17 protein-coding genes and 2 tRNA genes are annotated in these 15,894 nt (G+C 67.0%); 9 read left to right on the plus strand and 10 right to left on the minus strand.

What is annotated here, in order from left to right; genetic code table 11:
• Window positions 1–20 precede the first annotated feature (20 nt).
• The 3 genes from CLM60_RS15705 to CLM60_RS15715 all read left to right on the plus strand — a co-directional run bounded on the left by CLM60_RS15705 (window position 21) and on the right by CLM60_RS15715 (window position 2,503).
• On the plus strand, window positions 21–578 hold the full coding sequence (locus CLM60_RS15705; RefSeq protein WP_095590057.1) for a cysteine hydrolase family protein: 558 nt from the start codon (window positions 21–23) through the stop codon (window positions 576–578).
• The gene (gene recJ, locus CLM60_RS15710) at window positions 571–2,313 is read left to right on the plus strand and encodes a single-stranded-DNA-specific exonuclease RecJ (RefSeq protein ID WP_095590058.1); all 1,743 of its coding nucleotides are present in this window, start codon (window positions 571–573) and stop codon (window positions 2,311–2,313) included. The genes CLM60_RS15705 and recJ overlap by 8 nt, the downstream gene beginning before the upstream one ends.
• 115 nt (window positions 2,314–2,428) lie before the next feature.
• Window positions 2,429–2,503 (plus strand) — tRNA-Glu (locus CLM60_RS15715).
• A gap of 152 nt (window positions 2,504–2,655) precedes the next feature.
• Here CLM60_RS15715 and CLM60_RS15720 read toward each other — a convergent pair.
• Both CLM60_RS15720 and CLM60_RS15725 read right to left on the minus strand, forming a co-directional pair.
• Window positions 2,656–2,731: transfer RNA gene (locus tag CLM60_RS15720), tRNA-Thr, on the minus strand.
• A 53-nt stretch (window positions 2,732–2,784) separates the two neighbouring features.
• Entirely contained in the window at window positions 2,785–4,434 is a 1,650-nt protein-coding gene (locus CLM60_RS15725; RefSeq protein WP_095590059.1) for an ABC transporter permease, read from the minus strand.
• Between the two features lie 103 nt (window positions 4,435–4,537).
• On the opposite strand from CLM60_RS15725, the gene CLM60_RS15730 reads away from it, so the two are divergent.
• Window positions 4,538–5,413, plus strand: a complete 876-nt coding sequence (locus CLM60_RS15730) for a hypothetical protein (protein WP_095590060.1) — start codon at window positions 4,538–4,540, stop codon at window positions 5,411–5,413.
• A gap of 9 nt (window positions 5,414–5,422) precedes the next feature.
• Here CLM60_RS15730 and CLM60_RS15735 read toward each other — a convergent pair whose 3' ends face one another.
• Complete coding sequence (locus CLM60_RS15735) at window positions 5,423–5,680, minus strand: DUF2312 domain-containing protein (protein WP_095590061.1); 258 nt, start codon at window positions 5,678–5,680, stop codon at window positions 5,423–5,425.
• Between the two features lie 114 nt (window positions 5,681–5,794).
• On the opposite strand from CLM60_RS15735, the gene CLM60_RS15740 reads away from it, so the two are divergent.
• A complete protein-coding gene (locus CLM60_RS15740) occupies window positions 5,795–6,022 on the plus strand; it encodes a hypothetical protein (RefSeq protein WP_425427241.1) in 228 nt (75 codons plus the stop codon).
• Here the strand turns inward: CLM60_RS15740 and CLM60_RS15745 are convergent.
• The 3 genes from CLM60_RS15745 to CLM60_RS15755 form a co-directional block, all read right to left on the minus strand.
• Window positions 6,009–8,069: an enoyl-CoA hydratase-related protein gene (locus CLM60_RS15745; protein WP_176473899.1), complete on the minus strand. Its 2,061-nt coding sequence runs from the start codon at window positions 8,067–8,069 to the stop codon at window positions 6,009–6,011. The genes CLM60_RS15740 and CLM60_RS15745 overlap by 14 nt on opposite strands.
• Window positions 8,070–8,269: 200 nt before the next feature.
• Window positions 8,270–8,482, minus strand: coding sequence for a hypothetical protein (locus tag CLM60_RS15750; protein WP_095590063.1), 213 nt, complete (start codon window positions 8,480–8,482; stop codon window positions 8,270–8,272).
• Window positions 8,483–8,563: 81 nt separating this feature from the next.
• Window positions 8,564–8,881: a TraR/DksA family transcriptional regulator gene (locus CLM60_RS15755; protein ID WP_095590064.1), complete on the minus strand. Its 318-nt coding sequence runs from the start codon at window positions 8,879–8,881 to the stop codon at window positions 8,564–8,566.
• Between the two features lie 152 nt (window positions 8,882–9,033).
• On the opposite strand from CLM60_RS15755, the gene CLM60_RS15760 reads away from it, so the two are divergent.
• From CLM60_RS15760 to CLM60_RS15775, 4 genes are all read left to right on the plus strand, one after another.
• Window positions 9,034–9,900: an MBL fold metallo-hydrolase gene (locus tag CLM60_RS15760; protein WP_095590065.1), complete on the plus strand. Its 867-nt coding sequence runs from the start codon at window positions 9,034–9,036 to the stop codon at window positions 9,898–9,900.
• 62 nt (window positions 9,901–9,962) lie between these two features.
• Window positions 9,963–10,388, plus strand: a complete 426-nt coding sequence (locus CLM60_RS15765; protein WP_095590736.1) for a YeeE/YedE family protein — start codon at window positions 9,963–9,965, stop codon at window positions 10,386–10,388.
• Window positions 10,388–10,810, plus strand: coding sequence for a DUF6691 family protein (locus CLM60_RS15770; protein ID WP_095590066.1), 423 nt, complete (start codon window positions 10,388–10,390; stop codon window positions 10,808–10,810). The genes CLM60_RS15765 and CLM60_RS15770 overlap by 1 nt, the downstream gene beginning before the upstream one ends.
• A 15-nt stretch (window positions 10,811–10,825) precedes the next feature.
• A complete protein-coding gene (locus CLM60_RS15775; protein ID WP_095590067.1) occupies window positions 10,826–11,248 on the plus strand; it encodes a protein tyrosine phosphatase family protein in 423 nt (140 codons plus the stop codon).
• 236 nt (window positions 11,249–11,484) lie between these two features.
• Here CLM60_RS15775 and CLM60_RS15780 read toward each other — a convergent pair whose 3' ends face one another.
• The 4 genes from CLM60_RS15780 to CLM60_RS15795 form a co-directional block, all read right to left on the minus strand.
• Complete coding sequence (locus CLM60_RS15780) at window positions 11,485–12,414, minus strand: FliM/FliN family flagellar motor switch protein (RefSeq protein ID WP_141246542.1); 930 nt, start codon at window positions 12,412–12,414, stop codon at window positions 11,485–11,487.
• A gap of 101 nt (window positions 12,415–12,515) precedes the next feature.
• Complete coding sequence (locus CLM60_RS15785) at window positions 12,516–15,206, minus strand: ATP-binding protein (RefSeq protein WP_176473931.1); 2,691 nt, start codon at window positions 15,204–15,206, stop codon at window positions 12,516–12,518.
• Window positions 15,206–15,481 carry a hypothetical protein gene (locus CLM60_RS15790; RefSeq protein ID WP_095590070.1) on the minus strand — a complete coding sequence of 92 codons (276 nt, stop codon included), beginning with the start codon at window positions 15,479–15,481 and terminating at the stop codon, window positions 15,206–15,208. Before CLM60_RS15790 ends, CLM60_RS15785 begins: the two co-directional genes overlap by 1 nt.
• On the minus strand, window positions 15,478–15,846 hold the full coding sequence (locus CLM60_RS15795) for a response regulator transcription factor (RefSeq protein ID WP_095590737.1): 369 nt from the start codon (window positions 15,844–15,846) through the stop codon (window positions 15,478–15,480). The genes CLM60_RS15790 and CLM60_RS15795 overlap by 4 nt, the downstream gene beginning before the upstream one ends.
• Window positions 15,847–15,894: the final 48 nt, after the last annotated feature.

Genomic DNA, 15,894 nt, shown 5'->3' on the forward strand with positions numbered 1-15,894 from the left:
AGCCGGATCGGGGCGCGCGCATGACGACCGCCCTGATCCTGATCGACATCCAGACCGGGTTCGACAGCCCCGCCCTGGGCCCCCGCAACAACCCGTGGGCCGAGGATAACGCCGCGCGGCTTCTGGCCCATGGGCGCAAGACGGGGTGGGAGATCTGCCATGTCTTTCACAATTCCACCGATCCGGACTCGCCCCTGCGCGGCGACGGGACCGCGTTCAAGCCGCAGGTGACCCCGAAACCGGGCGAGCAGGTGTTCGAGAAATCGGTCAACGCCGCCTTCATCGGCACGCCGCTTCTGCCGCATCTGCGCGCCATCGGCGCAAGCCAGCTGGTGATCTGTGGCCTGACCACGCCGCATTGCGTGTCCACGACCACGCGGATGGCGGGCAACCTGGGCTTTCTGTCCTTCGTGATCCACGACGCCTGTGCCGCCTTTGCCGCGAATGCCGATACCGGCTGGGCCGGGCCGGATGCCCCCGCCCTGTCGCCCGAGGTGATGCATTACGTCGCGCTGTCGCATCTGCATGGCGAATTCGCCGCCGTGCGCAGCACTGCCGACATGATCGCCCGTGGCTGACTTCCTGAATGTCGCCTGCTCGCTGACCGGGCGGCGCTGGGTCGGCCCCGCGCCCGAGGTCGAGCGCCAGGCCGAACATATCGCCCAGACAACCACCCTGCCCCTGCCGCTGTGCCGGGTGTTGGCGCGACGCGGCGTACCGCCCGAGGGCGCCGAGGCGTTCCTGGCCCCCACCCTGCGCGACCTGCTGCCCGACCCGCGGTCGCTGCGCGATATGGAAGCCGCCGCCGCGCGCTTCCTGGCGGCCCTTGACCGGCGCGAGCGGATCGCGGTCTTTGCCGATTACGATGTCGATGGCGGCGCCTCGGCCGCGCAATTGCTGGTGTGGCTGCGCAGCATGGGCCATGACGCCACGCTTTATATCCCCGACCGGATTGACGAGGGGTACGGCCCCAACGTGCCCGCCATGCAGGCGCTGGCCCGCGATCACGGCCTGATCGTCTGCGTCGATTGCGGCACGCTCAGCCACGAGCCCATCGCCGCCGCGACCGGTGCGGATGTGATCGTGCTGGACCACCACCTGGGCGCCGAAACCCTGCCGCCCGCGCTGGCCGTGGTGAACCCCAACCGCCAGGACGAGAGCGGCGACCTGGCGCATCTGTGCGCCGCTGCCGTCGTCTTCCTGATGCTGGTCGAGGTCGGGCGCCAGATACGCGAGGCCGGGCGCAAGGGGCCCGACCTGATGGCGCTGCTGGATCTGGTGGCGCTGGCCACGGTGGCCGATGTTGCGCCGCTGATCGGTGTGAACCGCGCGCTGGTCCGCCAGGGGCTGGCGGTGATGGCCAAGCGCGCCCGCCCGGGGCTTGTGGCGCTGTCGGATCAGGCACGGGTCAACACTGCGCCCACGCCCTATCACCTGGGCTTCGTTCTGGGGCCGCGCGTGAATGCCGGGGGCCGGATCGGCGCGGCCGATCTGGGCGCGCGCCTGCTGGCCACCGCCGATGCGTCCGAGGCCGCCGCGCTGGCCGAGCGGCTGGATCACCTGAACACCGAACGGCGCGAGATCGAAAACGCCGTGCGCATCGCCGCGCTGGAACAGGCCGAGGCGCGGGGCCTGGACGCCCCGCTGGTCTGGGCCGCAGGCGAAGGCTGGCACCCCGGTGTCGTGGGCATCGTCGCTGCCCGCCTGAAAGAGGCCACCAACCGCCCCGCCGTGGTGATCGGGCTGGAGGGCGACGAGGGCAAGGGCTCGGGCCGCTCGGTCTCGGGCGTGGATCTGGGCGCGTCGATCCAGCGGCTGGCGGCCGAGGGGCTGCTGCTGAAAGGCGGCGGGCACAAGATGGCCGCCGGGCTGACCGTGGCCCGCGACGGGCTGGAACCCGCGATGGCGCGGCTGAGCGCGCTGCTGGCAAAACAGGGCGCGGGCGATGCCGGGCCTGCCGACCTGCGGCTGGACGGGATCCTGATGGCCGCCGCCGCGACCCCCGAACTGATCGACCGGATCGAGGCGGCGGGCCCCTTCGGCGCGGGCGCCCCTGCCCCGCGCTTCGCCTTTCCAGACCAGCGCATCCTGTTCGCCAAACGCGTGGGCGAGACGCATCTGAAAATCACCTTCGGCGACGGCATCGGCCCGCGGCTCGAGGCGATCGCCTTCGGCGCCTTCGATTCCCCGCTGGGCCCGGCGCTTTCGGACCATGGCGGCGCACGGTTCCATCTGGCTGGCCGGCTGGAGCTGAATCACTGGGGCGGACGCCAGACCCCGCAACTGCGTCTGGAAGACGCCGCGCCCTGTTGAACAAGGGCCTTTTCGCGCGTTCGAAAAACATTTCGAAGGAATGTCGTTTTTTCGAAATTTCCCTCTTGCGCAGGGTCGGCAATTTCCCTAGTTAACGCGTCACGCAAAGCGCGCTGGCCCGTTCGTCTATCGGTTAGGACGCCAGGTTTTCAACCTGGAAAGAGGGGTTCGATTCCCCTACGGGCTGCCACGCGGCGTGATCTTCACCAACACTCCAGAACGACCAGTCACGGTGCAACAGCGCCGATCATCGGCACGCGTCACAGCCCGACGGATCATGACGCGCCCCAACACGCACGCGTCGAAGGACGCTCTTGTCAAACGGCATATCTGGATTGGGAATGGTGCCCCCACACGGACTCGAACCGCGGACCTACTGATTACAAATCAGTTGCTCTACCAGCTGAGCTATAGGGGCAACGCGCCTGATTTAGCCGCAGCTTTGGGCGCGCGCAAGGGGCGAAATCACCCTCAGGCGCGGTTTGCGCGGGCCAGGAACAGGACCGACACCAGACCCACGCCGCAGATCAACAGCGCCGAGGGCGCGGCGTTGGCGATATCCTCGAGCGATGCCGCCTCGTAGGTGCGGGTGGCCAGCGTGTTGAAGTTGAAGGGCCGCAAGAGCAGCGTGGCGGGCAGTTCCTTGACGCAATCGACGAAGACCAGCAGCAGCGCCGTGCCGGTCGAGGCGCGGATCAGCGGCAGATAGACGCTGGTCAGCGTGCCGCGCGCGCTTTGGCCCAGCGACCGCGCCGCCATCGGCAGGCTGGGCGCAATCCGGCCCATGGCGGCATCGACCGCGCCCTGGCTGATGGCAAAGAAGCGCACGATATAGGCATAGACGATCGCGATGGCCGAGCCGGTCAGGATCAGCCCCGGATCGTGGCCGGTGACGCGTTCGATCAGGTCGGCCACCGCGTGATCGGCGGCGGCCAGCGGGATCAGCATGCCGATCCCCAGCACCGCGCCCGGCGCGGCGTATCCCAGCGTGGTCACGGGCAACAGCTGCTTGGGCAGCGCCCGCCCGGTCAGCCGCACCGCATAGACCAGGAACAGCGCGCCGATCACCGTCAGCACCGCCGCCGCCCCGCCCACGGCCAGCGTATTGCCCAGCGCGCGCAACAGATCGGGGTTCAGCCAGCCCTCGCGCGCGTCCAGCGCGTGGCTCAGGATCACGCCAACCGGCAGGACGAAACCGATGGCAAACGGGATCAGGCACAGCACCGTCGCGGCCAGCGCCCCCACCCCGTTCAGCGGCGTCGGCGCGACGCTGCGCATCTGGCGGCCGGTGGCGTGGAACCGCAGCTTGCGTCGGCTGACCTTTTCCAGCGCCATCAGCACCAGGATCAGGATCAGCACGACCGAGGCGATCTGTGCCGCCCCGCCCGCGTTGCGGCTTTCCAGCCAGACCGAAAAGATGCCGGTGGTCAGCGTCTGCACGGCGAAATAGTCGACCACGCCGAAATCGTTCACCGTTTCCATCATCGCAATGGCCGCGCCCGCGGCGATGGCCGGTCGCGCCAGCGGCAGACCCACGGCAAAGAACCGGCGCGCATGGCCCGCGCCCAAGGCGCGCGCGACCTCGATCATGCTGCCCGATTGTTCGCGGAAAGCCGCACGCGACAGCAGATAGACATAGGGGTAAAGCGCCGCCGTCAGCACCAGCACCGCCGCGCCGCGCGACCGGATCTCGGGGAACCAATAGTCGCGCGCGCTCTGCCAGCCGAAAAGCCCGCGCAACCCGGTCTGAACCGGACCCGCATATTCCAGGAAATCCACCAGCGCATAAGCGCCCACATAGGCCGGGATCGCCAGCGGCAGCAGCAGCAGCCATTCCAGCCAGCGCGACAGCGGAAACCGATACATCGTGATCAGCCAGGCCGCCCCGGCGCCCACCGCCGCCGACAGCACCCCCACCGACACCATCAGCACCAGCGAATTGGTGAAATAACGCGGTAGCGTCGTGGCCAGCAGATGCGGCCAGATATTCGCAACCGGGTTCAGCGCCATCCAGATCACCGCCACCACCGGCAGGATCACCAGCGCCGCGATCAGCGCCGCGCCCATCGACCAGGGGTCGATCGAGGCGCCGGACAGGGGCCGCCATCTATTCTGAGTCATTCTCTCGGCCATGCAGATCAGCTAGCGGAAAGCCGTTTCCCTGTCCAGATTTACGCGTATAAAAGCCCACAGGCAGACAGATACAGGGGAGGAGCTTCGGCAGATGCATGTCGTCTATCACATCGGGGCGCATTGCACGGACGAGGACCGGCTGCTGAAATGCCTGTTGAAGAACAAGGGCGACCTGGCCCAGGCCGGCATCGCGGTGCCCGGGCCCAGCCGCTATCGCACGCTGATCCGCGAGGCGCTGCTGGAGCTGCGGGGCAAGCCCGCCGCGCCCGAGATGCAGCGCGACATCCTGGCCGAGATCCTGGACGAGGACAGCGCCGACCGGCTGGTGCTGTCGAACCGGTCGTTCCTGTCGGCGCCGACGCGGGTTCTGGCGCAGCACATGCTGTACCCGCAGGCGGGCGAGAAGACCGCCTGGCTGGCCAATGTCCTGCCCGATCACAGCTGTGAATTCCACCTGGCGCTGCGAAATCCCGCGACCTTCGTTCCGGCGCTGTTCAAACGCACGCGCGAAACCGATTTCAACAGCTTCATCGCCGGGGCCGATCCGGCGGCGCTGCGCTGGTCGGACATGGTGCGGCGGATCCGGGGGGCCTGTCCGCAGGCGCGGCTGACCGTCTGGTGCAACGAGGATACGCCGCTGATCTGGACCGAGATCCTGGCCGGGCTGACGGGGTTGTCCACCCAGCATCCGTTGCAGGGCAGCGACGATTTCCTGGCCACGCTGATGTCGGCATCGGGCATGACGCGCATGCGGCGCTATCTGGACACGCACCCGCCGAAATCGGATCTTCAGCGGCGGCGCATCCTGGCGGCCTTTCTGGACAAGTTCGCCCTGAGCGACGCGCTGGAAGAGGAACTGGACGTGCCCGGCTGGACGGTCGCGCTGGTGGATGAGCTGAGCGACCGCTATGACGAGGATTGTTACCGGATCGAGGCGATGGAGGACGTGACCTTCATCGCGCCCTGATCCGCGCGGTCACATGCCCAGCGCTTCCTTGTACATCTCCAGCACCGCTTCTTCCTCGGCGATGTCGTCCTTGTCGCGCTTGCGCAGCGCGATGACCTTGCGCATCACCTTGGTGTCATAGCCACGCCCCTTGGCCTCGGCCATCACCTCTTTCTGCTGCTCGGCGATGTCCTTCTTCTCGGCCTCCAGCCGCTCGAGCCGTTCAATGAACTGGCGCAATTCGTTGGCGGTGACGCGATAGCTGCTTTCGGTAACGGAATCGTCCATGACTGCCTCTTGTGAACCGGTAGGAGCGCTTCGGATACAAGGCCCCCCGCCCCGCCGCAAGCCCCTGCCCTTGCGCAGCGGGCCACAATCGACTAGGCGCGGGGAAACCTGCCGATGGAGGAACCGATGGATGGGCTGATCTGGACCGGTGCGGCGGTGTCCCTGTTGGGGATGGCCGGGCTGATCTATTGCATCGTGAGTGCCGCGCGCGCCAAGCGCGCAGGCCTGGATGACGACGCGATGCGCGCCCGGCTGAAGAAGCTGGTGGCGCTGAACATGGCGGCGCTGCTGGTGTCGGCGCTGGGGCTGATGCTGGTGATCGTGGGCATCATGCTGGGCTGAGCGCACGCACCGGCCACTGCGCGTCGGTGAAGTGGCGGCCATTCTTGACCATCTCGGCCAGAAGCGGCGCGGGCGCCCAGAATTCGGGATCCTCGTCCGTCCATCCGCCGAGCGCGCGTTGCAGCGTCATCAGCCCGGTCTGGTCGGCCTGAAACAGCGGCCCCCCGCGCCAGCGTGCCAGACCCAGACCATCGGTCGCGGCCAGATCCACATCGCCCGGAACGGTGGCCAGACCGCGTTCCAGCAGCCTGGCGCCGGTATTGGCCATCGCGGCCATGACGCGGCGGACGATCTCGGCATCCGGGAAATTGCGCCGCGGGATCGCCAGATCGGCCGACAGCGCGGTCAACCGATCCAGCACCAGCTGGTCCGGCAGCGGCGCGTCGCCCTCGTACCGGTAATATCCCTGTCCGGCATTGCGGCCCAGCCGGCCGTCGTCCATCAGCGCCTGTCCGATCAGCCCCGGACCGCCGCCCGCACGGTCCAGCCCCTGGGCATCGATCCGTTCATAGGGACCTTCGGCAAACCCGTAGCCGCGCAGCGCCTTATCCACCTGATAGGGCGAGGCACCCTGCACTAGCAGCTGATCGGCAGCGTTCAACGCCGCGCCGGCCAGCCGGTCGCACAGGCTGCGCCGGTCGTCGGGACGGCGCAGCACGCTGATGCCCAACCGGCGGCCAAGCTGGTGCAACCTGTCCAGCAGCGCGGGGTCCGAGCCCGGCCCGGCATAGAGTTCCATCAGACGCGCGACCAGCGGGTCGTCGGCAAAGCTGACCCGCATCAGCCGCCCCGCCGCCGGACAGGTCGCCGCCAGCGTCGCCACCTGATGCCCCTGCCCCAGCACCACCAGCGGCGCGTCCTTTGCCGCGGCCTCGGCCACCGGATGCAGCGCCTTTTGCGCCGCGTCGGCCCCGCTGGGCAGCGGCACGAAAACCGCATCCGCCGATGCCAGCGCCGACAGGCCCGTCGTCAGTTCCAGCCGTGCGATCCGCTTGGCCAGCGCCTGTTCGGACACGCGCCCCTCGGCCTCGGCCAGATGATAGAGCCGCACGATCATTTCCTGCGCCCCGGCGCGCCCGGCCTCGGTCGGGGCGGCCAGTGTCACCGGCAGACCCGCATCCAGCAGCCGCACCGCCAGCTTGGCCGCGACCTCGCCGCTGCCCGCAATCGCCGCACGGCGCACCGGATCAGCGGGCTGCGGCCGGGTGTCCTGTTCCGCGCGGCGCAGATGCCCCAGCGCCCGCGCCGATGCGCTGCTGGCCACATCCTCGGCAGTGGCCCGTTCGAACCGCAAGCCGATCTCGAACGGCATCATGAAGGCCGCCTCGACGCAATCGACCATGCGCGGCCCGGCCTCGATCGGGTTGGCGGCCTGGCGGGTGCGAAAGCGGCGGATCACATCGGCATTGGCGGCATAGTCGCGGAACCGGTCGGTCATCGCCGCGACCGGGCGCGGGTCGGCCTGATCCGACGCGATCAGGTCGCGCAGGAATTCCAGCGCCGCGGTTTCCACCGTCTGGCTGACCGCCGCGTCGATCAGGCCGATCCGGTCGGCCTCGACCGCGATCAGGGGCTTGCCCGCCAGCAGGATTTCCAGCGCCGCCTGCACGCCCACAAGGCGCGGCAGCCGCTGGGTCGCCCCGGCAACGGGCAAGAGCCCCGACAGGATCCCGGGAAACAGCAGATGCGCGTGATGATCGGCAATCCGGTAATGGGCCGCCAGCGCCAGTTCCAGCCCCGCGCCCGAGGCCAGACCGGAAATGGCCGCGATCACCGGAACCGGCGCGGCTTCGATCCGGGCGCACAGATCGCCCAGCGCCGCCGCATCAGCCACCGGATAGGGGGTTTCGCTCAGCAGACCCAGCGCAAAGCTGTGGCTGTCCGACCGCAGGATCACCCCGGCCAGATCGGTGCGCCCGGCCAGATCATCCCACGCTGCGGCCAGATCCCCGCGGAGCGCCCCCGCCGCCGTCCCCTTGCGCGGGGGATCGAGCGTCACAAGCGCAATGCCATCATCCGTCACCGTGACCTGGACCGTTGCTGTCATTCCCCCATGCCTCCTGGTGCCGGGCGCGGCTGCCTGTCCCTGCCGCCGCCCTGTCATCTGCCGCTAGATATATCAATGGATACTACTATTAGTGGCGGCAACGGGAAAGACATCAAATCATGGGAATCGCTTCGGTCAGTGGCCAAATAACAGGCACCCGGCGCCACAGGCACCGGGTGCGGCCGACATATGCGGCGTCGTCAGATCGGCATGTTGTCGAACATGTCGTCCGCGTCGTTCTGATCAAGCTGCTCTTCCAGCCGCAGCAGGTCATCCGGCACCGGCAGGCCCAGCCCGCGCATCTCGGCGATCTTCTCGCGCAGTTCTTCCTGCAGGACATGCCGGTCCTCGGGCCGTTTCTCGATCTCTTGCAGCAACAGTGCGATGCCGGCTTTCAGGTCTTCAAATGCCATTCATACCTCCCAGGTGTGGCGCCCCGAAACCGATCGGGGCTTGTGATGAATTCAACCGCTGGCTTCCCTGTCGGATCCCGTTCATTTGGCGCAATTGCGGCAGAACGGCGTTGCGGGCAACAGATCCAGACGCTCCTGCGAGATCTCGGCCCCGCAGGTCACACAATATCCATAGCTGTTTTCGGCGATCCTGGCCAGCGCGGCGCGAATCCCCTCGATCTCGGCCAGGCCAGAGGTTCCCATGCCTTCCAGCACCTCGTCCTCTTCGCGTTCGACCGCCAGCTCTTCCCAGTCCTTCGACTGATGCGCGTCCAGCTCGGCCTCGATCCCATGCAGGCGCCGGTCCAGCTCGGCCAGGCGCTTTTTCAGCGTCGCTTCCCGCTCGGCTATCGAAATCATGGCGCTGCCTCCTCTTTTCCTGTTCATACCGGTGATATGCTACTGTTTGCGCGCAGGCCCGCCTTGACACACGTCAATATGATGCAGCAGACCTTGAAACACATGCAGCAAACCGCATATGTTGTCTTGACAGAAAAAAGGGAGACACCCCCATGTCGCCAGAAGTACAGGCTTTCTTCGACGAAGCCACCAACACCGTGTCATATGTGGTGCGCGATCCCAGCAGCCAGAAATGCGCCGTCATCGACAGCGTGCTGGATTTCGATTACGCCTCGGGGCACACCGACACGCGCTCGGCCGATGCCATCATCGCCTGGGTGCGCGAAAAGGGCTACCAGGTGGAATGGATCCTGGAAACCCATGTCCATGCCGACCACCTGTCCGCCGCGCCCTATATCCAGGAACATCTGGGCGGCAAGATCGGCATCGGCGAGAAGATCACCGTGGTGCAGAACACCTTTGGCAAGGTTTTCAACGAAGGCACCCGTTTCCAGCGCGATGGCAGCCAGTTCGACAAGCTGTTCAGCGAAGGCGACAGCTTCCACATCGGGCAATTGCGCGGTGACGTGCTGCACACGCCGGGCCATACGCCCGCCTGCCTGACCTATGTGATCGACGACGCGGCCTTTGTGGGCGACACGCTGTTCATGCCCGATTTCGGCACCGCGCGCTGCGACTTCCCCGGCGGCTCGGCCGATACGATGTTCGCCTCGGTCCAGAAGATCCTGGCGCTGCCGGACGAGACCCGGATCTTTGTCGGCCACGACTACAAGGCGCCGGGCCGCGACGAATATGCCTGGGAAACCACCGTGGGCGCGCAAAAGGCGCTGAACATCCATGTGGGCGCCGGCAAATCGCGCGAGGATTTCGTCAAGATGCGGACCGAACGCGACGCCACGCTGGGCATGCCCCGGCTGATCATCCCGTCCCTGCAGGTGAACATGCGGGCCGGACAGATGCCCGAACCCGAGGATGACGGCGACGTCTATCTGAAAGTGCCGGTAAACAAGCTGGGCTGACCGCCCTTGAAACACAAGACCGGGGCCGCGAACGCCCCGAACCAGGGAAACGCGCATAAATGATTGAACAGGATTGGATCTGGGGCTTCGCCGGGGGCCTTGTCATCGGGCTTGCCGGGGCGGTCTATCTGCTGGTGAATGGCCGCATCATGGGGGCCAGCGGCATTCTGGGCGGGCTGATTGACGGCTCGGGCCGCAACAGCCTGATGGAGCGGCTGGCCTTCGTCGCCGGTGTGGTGCTGGCCCCCATCCCGCTGGTGCCGCTTTATCAAACGGTCGACACCCATGTCACCGGCAACCTGGCCGCCATCGTCGCCGCCGGGCTGATGGTGGGCCTGGGCACGCGGCTGGCCAATGGCTGCACCTCGGGGCACGGGGTTTGCGGCATCTCGCGCCTGTCGCCGCGCGGCATTGTCGCGACGATCATCTATATCATGGCCGGCGGCTTGTCGGTCATCTTGTTCAAACATCTGCTGGGGGTGGTGTGATGCGTAACCTGACCGCTTTGATTTCCGGGTCCCTGTTCGGGATCGGCTTGTTGATCTCGGGGATGACGGACACCACCAAGGTGCAGGGCTGGCTGGACATCTTCGGCCAGTGGGACCCGACGCTGGCCTTTGTCATGGGCGGCGCGATCATTCCGATGGCCATCGCCTGGGCGCTGACGCGCAATCGCCAGCCGGTGCTGGGCGGCAGTTTTCCCGCCGCGGTGAAGCCGCGCGTGGGGCATGACCTGATCGTGGGGTCGGTGCTGTTCGGTGTGGGCTGGGGCCTTGTGGGGCTTTGCCCTGGCCCGGCGCTGGCCTCGCTCAGCTATGGCGGGATCGGCGGGATTGTCTTCCTTCTGGCGATGATTGCGGGTATGTGGGCCGCAGTGCCCGTGCGGGCGCGCCTGTTGCCGGCCAGTTGAAGGGAACCGCATCCGATGGATATCCGCTATTTGTCCGACCGTTTCGCGGTCTCGCCCCAGGTTCTGCCGGAACATATGGCCACGCTTGCCGACAAGGGCTTTACCGCCGTGATCTGCAACCGTCCCGATGACGAGGTCGAGCCGGACCTGCAATGCGACGCGATGGCCAAGGCGGCCGAAGCCGCGGGCCTGAGCTTTCACCGCATTCCGGTCGGCCGCGACGGGCTGAACCCCGAGATGTTCGCGCAAACCGCCAAGATCATCGAGGACAGCACCGGTCCTGTCTTTGCCTATTGCCGGTCGGGCACGCGGTCCAGCTATGTCTGGGCGCTGACCATGGCGCCCGACATGGCCCCCGATGCGATCATCGCGGCGGCGGCGCAGGCGGGCTATGACCTGCGCGAGCTGCGCCCGCAGTTGCAGATGATGCAGGGCTGAGCGCCCCCAAACACGCGGCGGCCACCCCGATCCGGTGGCCCCGCACCCGGGCAAAAGCCGCCAGTTGACCGGCGGCTGTGATCCCGCCAGAAACCTCCACTTTTTTATGCCCTCTGTACTGACGGAGAAAGCCTGCCGCCATGGGGCGATAGGCCTCGCAAGTCGCGAGCGCCACCGGGTCGCAAGGGCCTGTGACGGTCGCCCTGCCCCATCCCATTGCCGGCCTTACGCCACCCTCAGCTCGCGCCGGGGTCGGCGGCGGTCGGCACCGTCTCATCGGGCGGTGTGGTCAGGGCCGGTGTGGGCGGCGGGCTCAGACCGTCGGCCTGTACCGCGCTGTGCAGCTTCAGCGCGCGCTGTCCGTTCGATTGCCCCAAGCGGCCCACCGCCAGAACCTTGCCGCCCCCGGCGCGCAGCTGCACCGCGTTCAGCGCGGATCCCGCGACCGGCACAAGATCGCCGGGCTTCCACCGGGCGACGGCGGCCAGCGGCAGACGCTGCCGATCCAGAACCGCCTGCACCTTCAGGCCCGATCCCAACAGCCCCTGTTTCAGGCGCAGCGACCATTCGGCGCCGTCGTCGCGCGCCGCCCCGTCCGTCCGCCCCGCGCCGGGCGCAGGCAGCAGCAGACGGAAATCGCCGGGACGCGCGCCATCGGCAAAGGCCAGCTTGACCTCGATCCCCGGCATGTCGCCGTCGGGCAGTGCGAATTGAAACAGCCGGGGATCGGCGATCCGGCGCGACACGCGATAGCCATCGGCCCAACCGGCCTGGGCCACGCCCGACAGTCGCTGCGCGATCTGCACCAGCAGGGCATTCACGAAATCGCCCAAAAGCGCGCTATCGATATCGGTCACGTCGCGCGGTTCGGGCGCACGCGCGCCAATATCGCCGGTCAGGCGCATCTCCAACAGCGCCGCCCACAGCCCGGGGTCCAGGAGTGCCGCGCCAGTGCGGCCGCCCGGACCATCCAGCACCAGCATCAGCGCCCCCTGCGGCACCCGGCCCGCCCAATCGGCCACCGGCTCGCGCCCCTCGATCACGTCATCGACGCGGGTGGGCTGGCCGAACTGATCCTGCACGCAGCGCAGCACGGCGGTTTCCACCGCACGGCCCACGGTCATCGCCAGTTGCGCGGCAGGTGGCGCCACAAGCCGCCGGATCACGGAGTGTTTGCTGTCGCCCAAAACGTGGCTGGTCCCTTTGCCGAGTCGTCCTGATGCCAATCTGCGCCAGCAGGGTTTACAAAAGGTTGCCGCCCGCGTGTTCAGGCGGCCTGTGCTTCGGCGACCGGCAATGTCACCCGGAACGCCGCGCCGCCCTGGCCGGGCAGATAGTCGATGGAACCGCCCAGATTGGCCATGATCTCGCGGCAGATGGCCAGACCCAGACCTGCCCCGCCGGCCGAGCTTTGATCGCTGAGGCGCGAGAATTTCTCGAAGATGATGGTCTGGCTTTTCTTGGGAATGCCGCTGCCATTGTCGACGAAATCCAGCACCACCTCGCCCGTCTGCCGCCGGGCACGGATGGTCAGCACCGGCTCGTCCGCGTCACAGTATTTATAGGCGTTGGCGATCAGGTTGATGAACACCTGGCTCAGCCGGTCGGTATCGGTGTGCAGCATCACGTTTTCGGCCAGCCGGTCGCGTTCGATGCGCATCCGCCCGGCCTCGCCCAAGGACGCGGTCGCCGCAATCGCCCGGTCGACCAGATCGCGCAGATTGCCGGTCTGTTCGTTCAGCGTGACCTGCCCGCGTTCCAGCACGCTCAGGTCCAGCAGATCGTCCAGCAGCCGGGTCAGGCGGATCGCCTCGTCATGGATGATCGAGGAATATTTCGCCTGTTCCTCGGTCGACAGGCCGTCGACATCCATCAGGATTTCCGAAAACGCCCGGATCGAGGTCATGGGCGTGCGCAGCTCGTGGCTGATCTGGCTGAGAAACGCGTCCTTTTGTACCGACAGTTCGGTCAGCTTCTCGTTCGCCTCCTGCAACTGGCGGGCGGTGCGCGACAGCTCTTCGGACTGGCTTTCCAGCTTTTGCTGGTATTCCAGCATCTGCGCGGTCTCGTCCGCGACGGCCATCAGATCCTCGACCGACACGGACGACCGCCCGACGATCTGGCTGACCATCGCATGGGCCGTGGCGCCGCCGACGGAACCGGACAGCTCGCGCTCCAGATGCTCCAGGAATTCGGGGGTCGTGTCGGGCAGATAGCCCATCTTGCCCTGGCGTTCCGCCGCTTTCTGGAACAGCGCCTGCGCCTCTTCGGGGCCGATGATGCGTTGGGCCATCATCAGCAGATCCTCGGCCTCGGCCGCGCCATGGGCCCAGCTGTGCGCGGCGCGCGAGTGTTCGAAGACGTTGACGAATTGCGCCCCCTGCAGCCGTTCCAGCGGCGAAGGAAACCCGAAGAGCGACACCCCGAAAAACGCCGCACTGTTCAGCACCATGCTCCAGAACACCGCATGCACCACCGGGTCCATGCCCGTCACGCCGAACAGCGCCTGTGGCCGCAGGATCGAGATCCCCCAGGGGCCGTTCGCCAGCAGATCGGCGCTGAACACCGCGCCGGGGCCGAAGCTGGGCAAAAACAGCGTATAGGCCCAGACCGCGAAGCCGATGATCAGCCCCGACGCCGCCCCGCGCAGGTTCGCGCCGCGCCAGAAGATCCCGCCCAGCAGCGCCGGCAGCACCTGCGCAACCCCGGTGAAGGAAATCAGGCCGATTGCCGCCAGCGCCTCGGTCCCGCCGGTCAGGCGATAGTACAGATAGCCCAGCACCAGCACGCCCGCGATCGACAGCCGCCGCGCGGTCAGCACGACCTTGCGCACATCGCCCGACATTGTCGCCGTTTTACCGTCGCCGAAATACAGCCACAGCGGCATCACGATATGGTTCGACACCATGGTGCTGAGCGCGATGGCCGCCACGATGACCATCGACGTGGCCGAGGAAAACCCGCCCAGGAAAGACAGCGCCGCCAGCCCCTCGCGCCCCTGGCTGAGCGGGATGGTCAGCACGAACAGGTCGGGGTTCGACCCGTCCGGCAGGGTCGTCAGACCGATCACCGCGATGGGCAGCACAAACAGGCTCATCAGGCACAGATACAGCGGAAAAGCCCAGGAGGCCGTGGCCAGATGATCCTCGTCGGCGTTTTCCACCACCAGAACCTGGAACATCCGCGGCAGCGTCATGATTGCGGCTGCCGACAGGAAGGTCAGCCCGACCCAGCGCCCGGCGCGGAACTGCGTCTCGCCCAGCTCACTTTCGGCGATGCGGGTCAGCATCTCGCCCACGCCACCCGCGACCCCCCAGACGACGAAGATGCCCACCGCCAGCAGCGCCACCAGCTTGACGATGGCCTCCAGCGCAATCGCGGTGACCACGCCGTGATGGCGTTCATTGGCGTCCAGGTTGCGGGTGCCGAACAGCACGGTGAACAGCGCCAGCCCCGCCGCGATCCAGAGCGCGGTGGCGTTCAGATCCGGCAACGCCCAGCCCGATGTCCCTTCGCGCGCGAAGACGGCAAAGGACAGCGTGACCGATTGCAGTTGCAGCGCGATATAGGGCGTGGTGCCCACCACCGCCATCAGCGTCACGATCACGCCCAGCGCGTTCGACTTGCCATAGCGGGACGAGATCAGGTCCGCGATCGACGTGATGCGCTGCGTCCGGCCGATCCGCACCAGCTTGCGCAGCGCCCACCACCAGCCGATGAAGACGATGGTCGGCCCGGTATAGATCGCCATGTATTCCAGCCCCGACCGCGCCGCGTAGCCCACCGCGCCGTAAAACGTCCAGGCGGTGCAATAGACCGACAGCGACAAGGTATAGACCAGCGGCGAGCGCAGCCAGCTGACCTTGCCCGCGCTGGCCCGGCGTTCGGCGACAAAGGCCACGATGAACAACCCGGCCACATAGACCAGGCAGATCATCACCAGTATGTTGAACGGGATCACGTCGGGTCCCCGTTGGCATCCCCATCCGCCCCGTCACGCGCGCGGTAGCGCAACAGGCGCGCCAGGATGCCCGCGGCCAGGATCAGCCCGAACCAGCTGACAAACAGATAGACCAGCTGCACCGCGGTCCGGGTTTCCCCCTGCGGGCCGCCCAGAAGCGGCAGCAGGAACAGGAACATGCCCAGCACGGGCAACAACCGTGCGGAATCGCGCACCCGCCGCCGGCGATAGCTTTGCCGCGCCAGAAAGGTCGGGTTGCGCGGCGGCTTCACCCGCCCGTCAGTTCCCGCACCGAGGCGAGAACATCCGTGTTCGAAAACGGCTTGGTCATGAACCGGTTGACGCCGATCTGTTCGGCCAGCTCGCGGTCGCGCACCTGTCCCTTGGCCGTCAGCATCAGCACCGGCAGATGCGCGGTCGTGTCGGTGGTGCGGATCTCGCGCAGGATATCGAAGCCCGAACGGCCCGGCAGCATCACATCCAGGATTACCACATCCGGCATCGTGTCGCGGACCGCGTCATAGGCGGTCTCGCCATCCGAATGGGTCTGAACCGTCCAGCCATCGCGCAACAGGATAAACCGTATCGCCTCGATGATGTTCGGCTCATCCTCGATCAGAAGGACAGTCTTGCCCATCTGCATTCCCCCCTGGTTGGTCGTTTATTATTATGTGTTCCCGAAACT

The sequence above is a fragment of the Actibacterium ureilyticum genome, from assembly GCF_002285435.1.
Classification (GTDB): Bacteria; Pseudomonadota; Alphaproteobacteria; order Rhodobacterales; family Rhodobacteraceae; genus Actibacterium_C; species Actibacterium_C ureilyticum.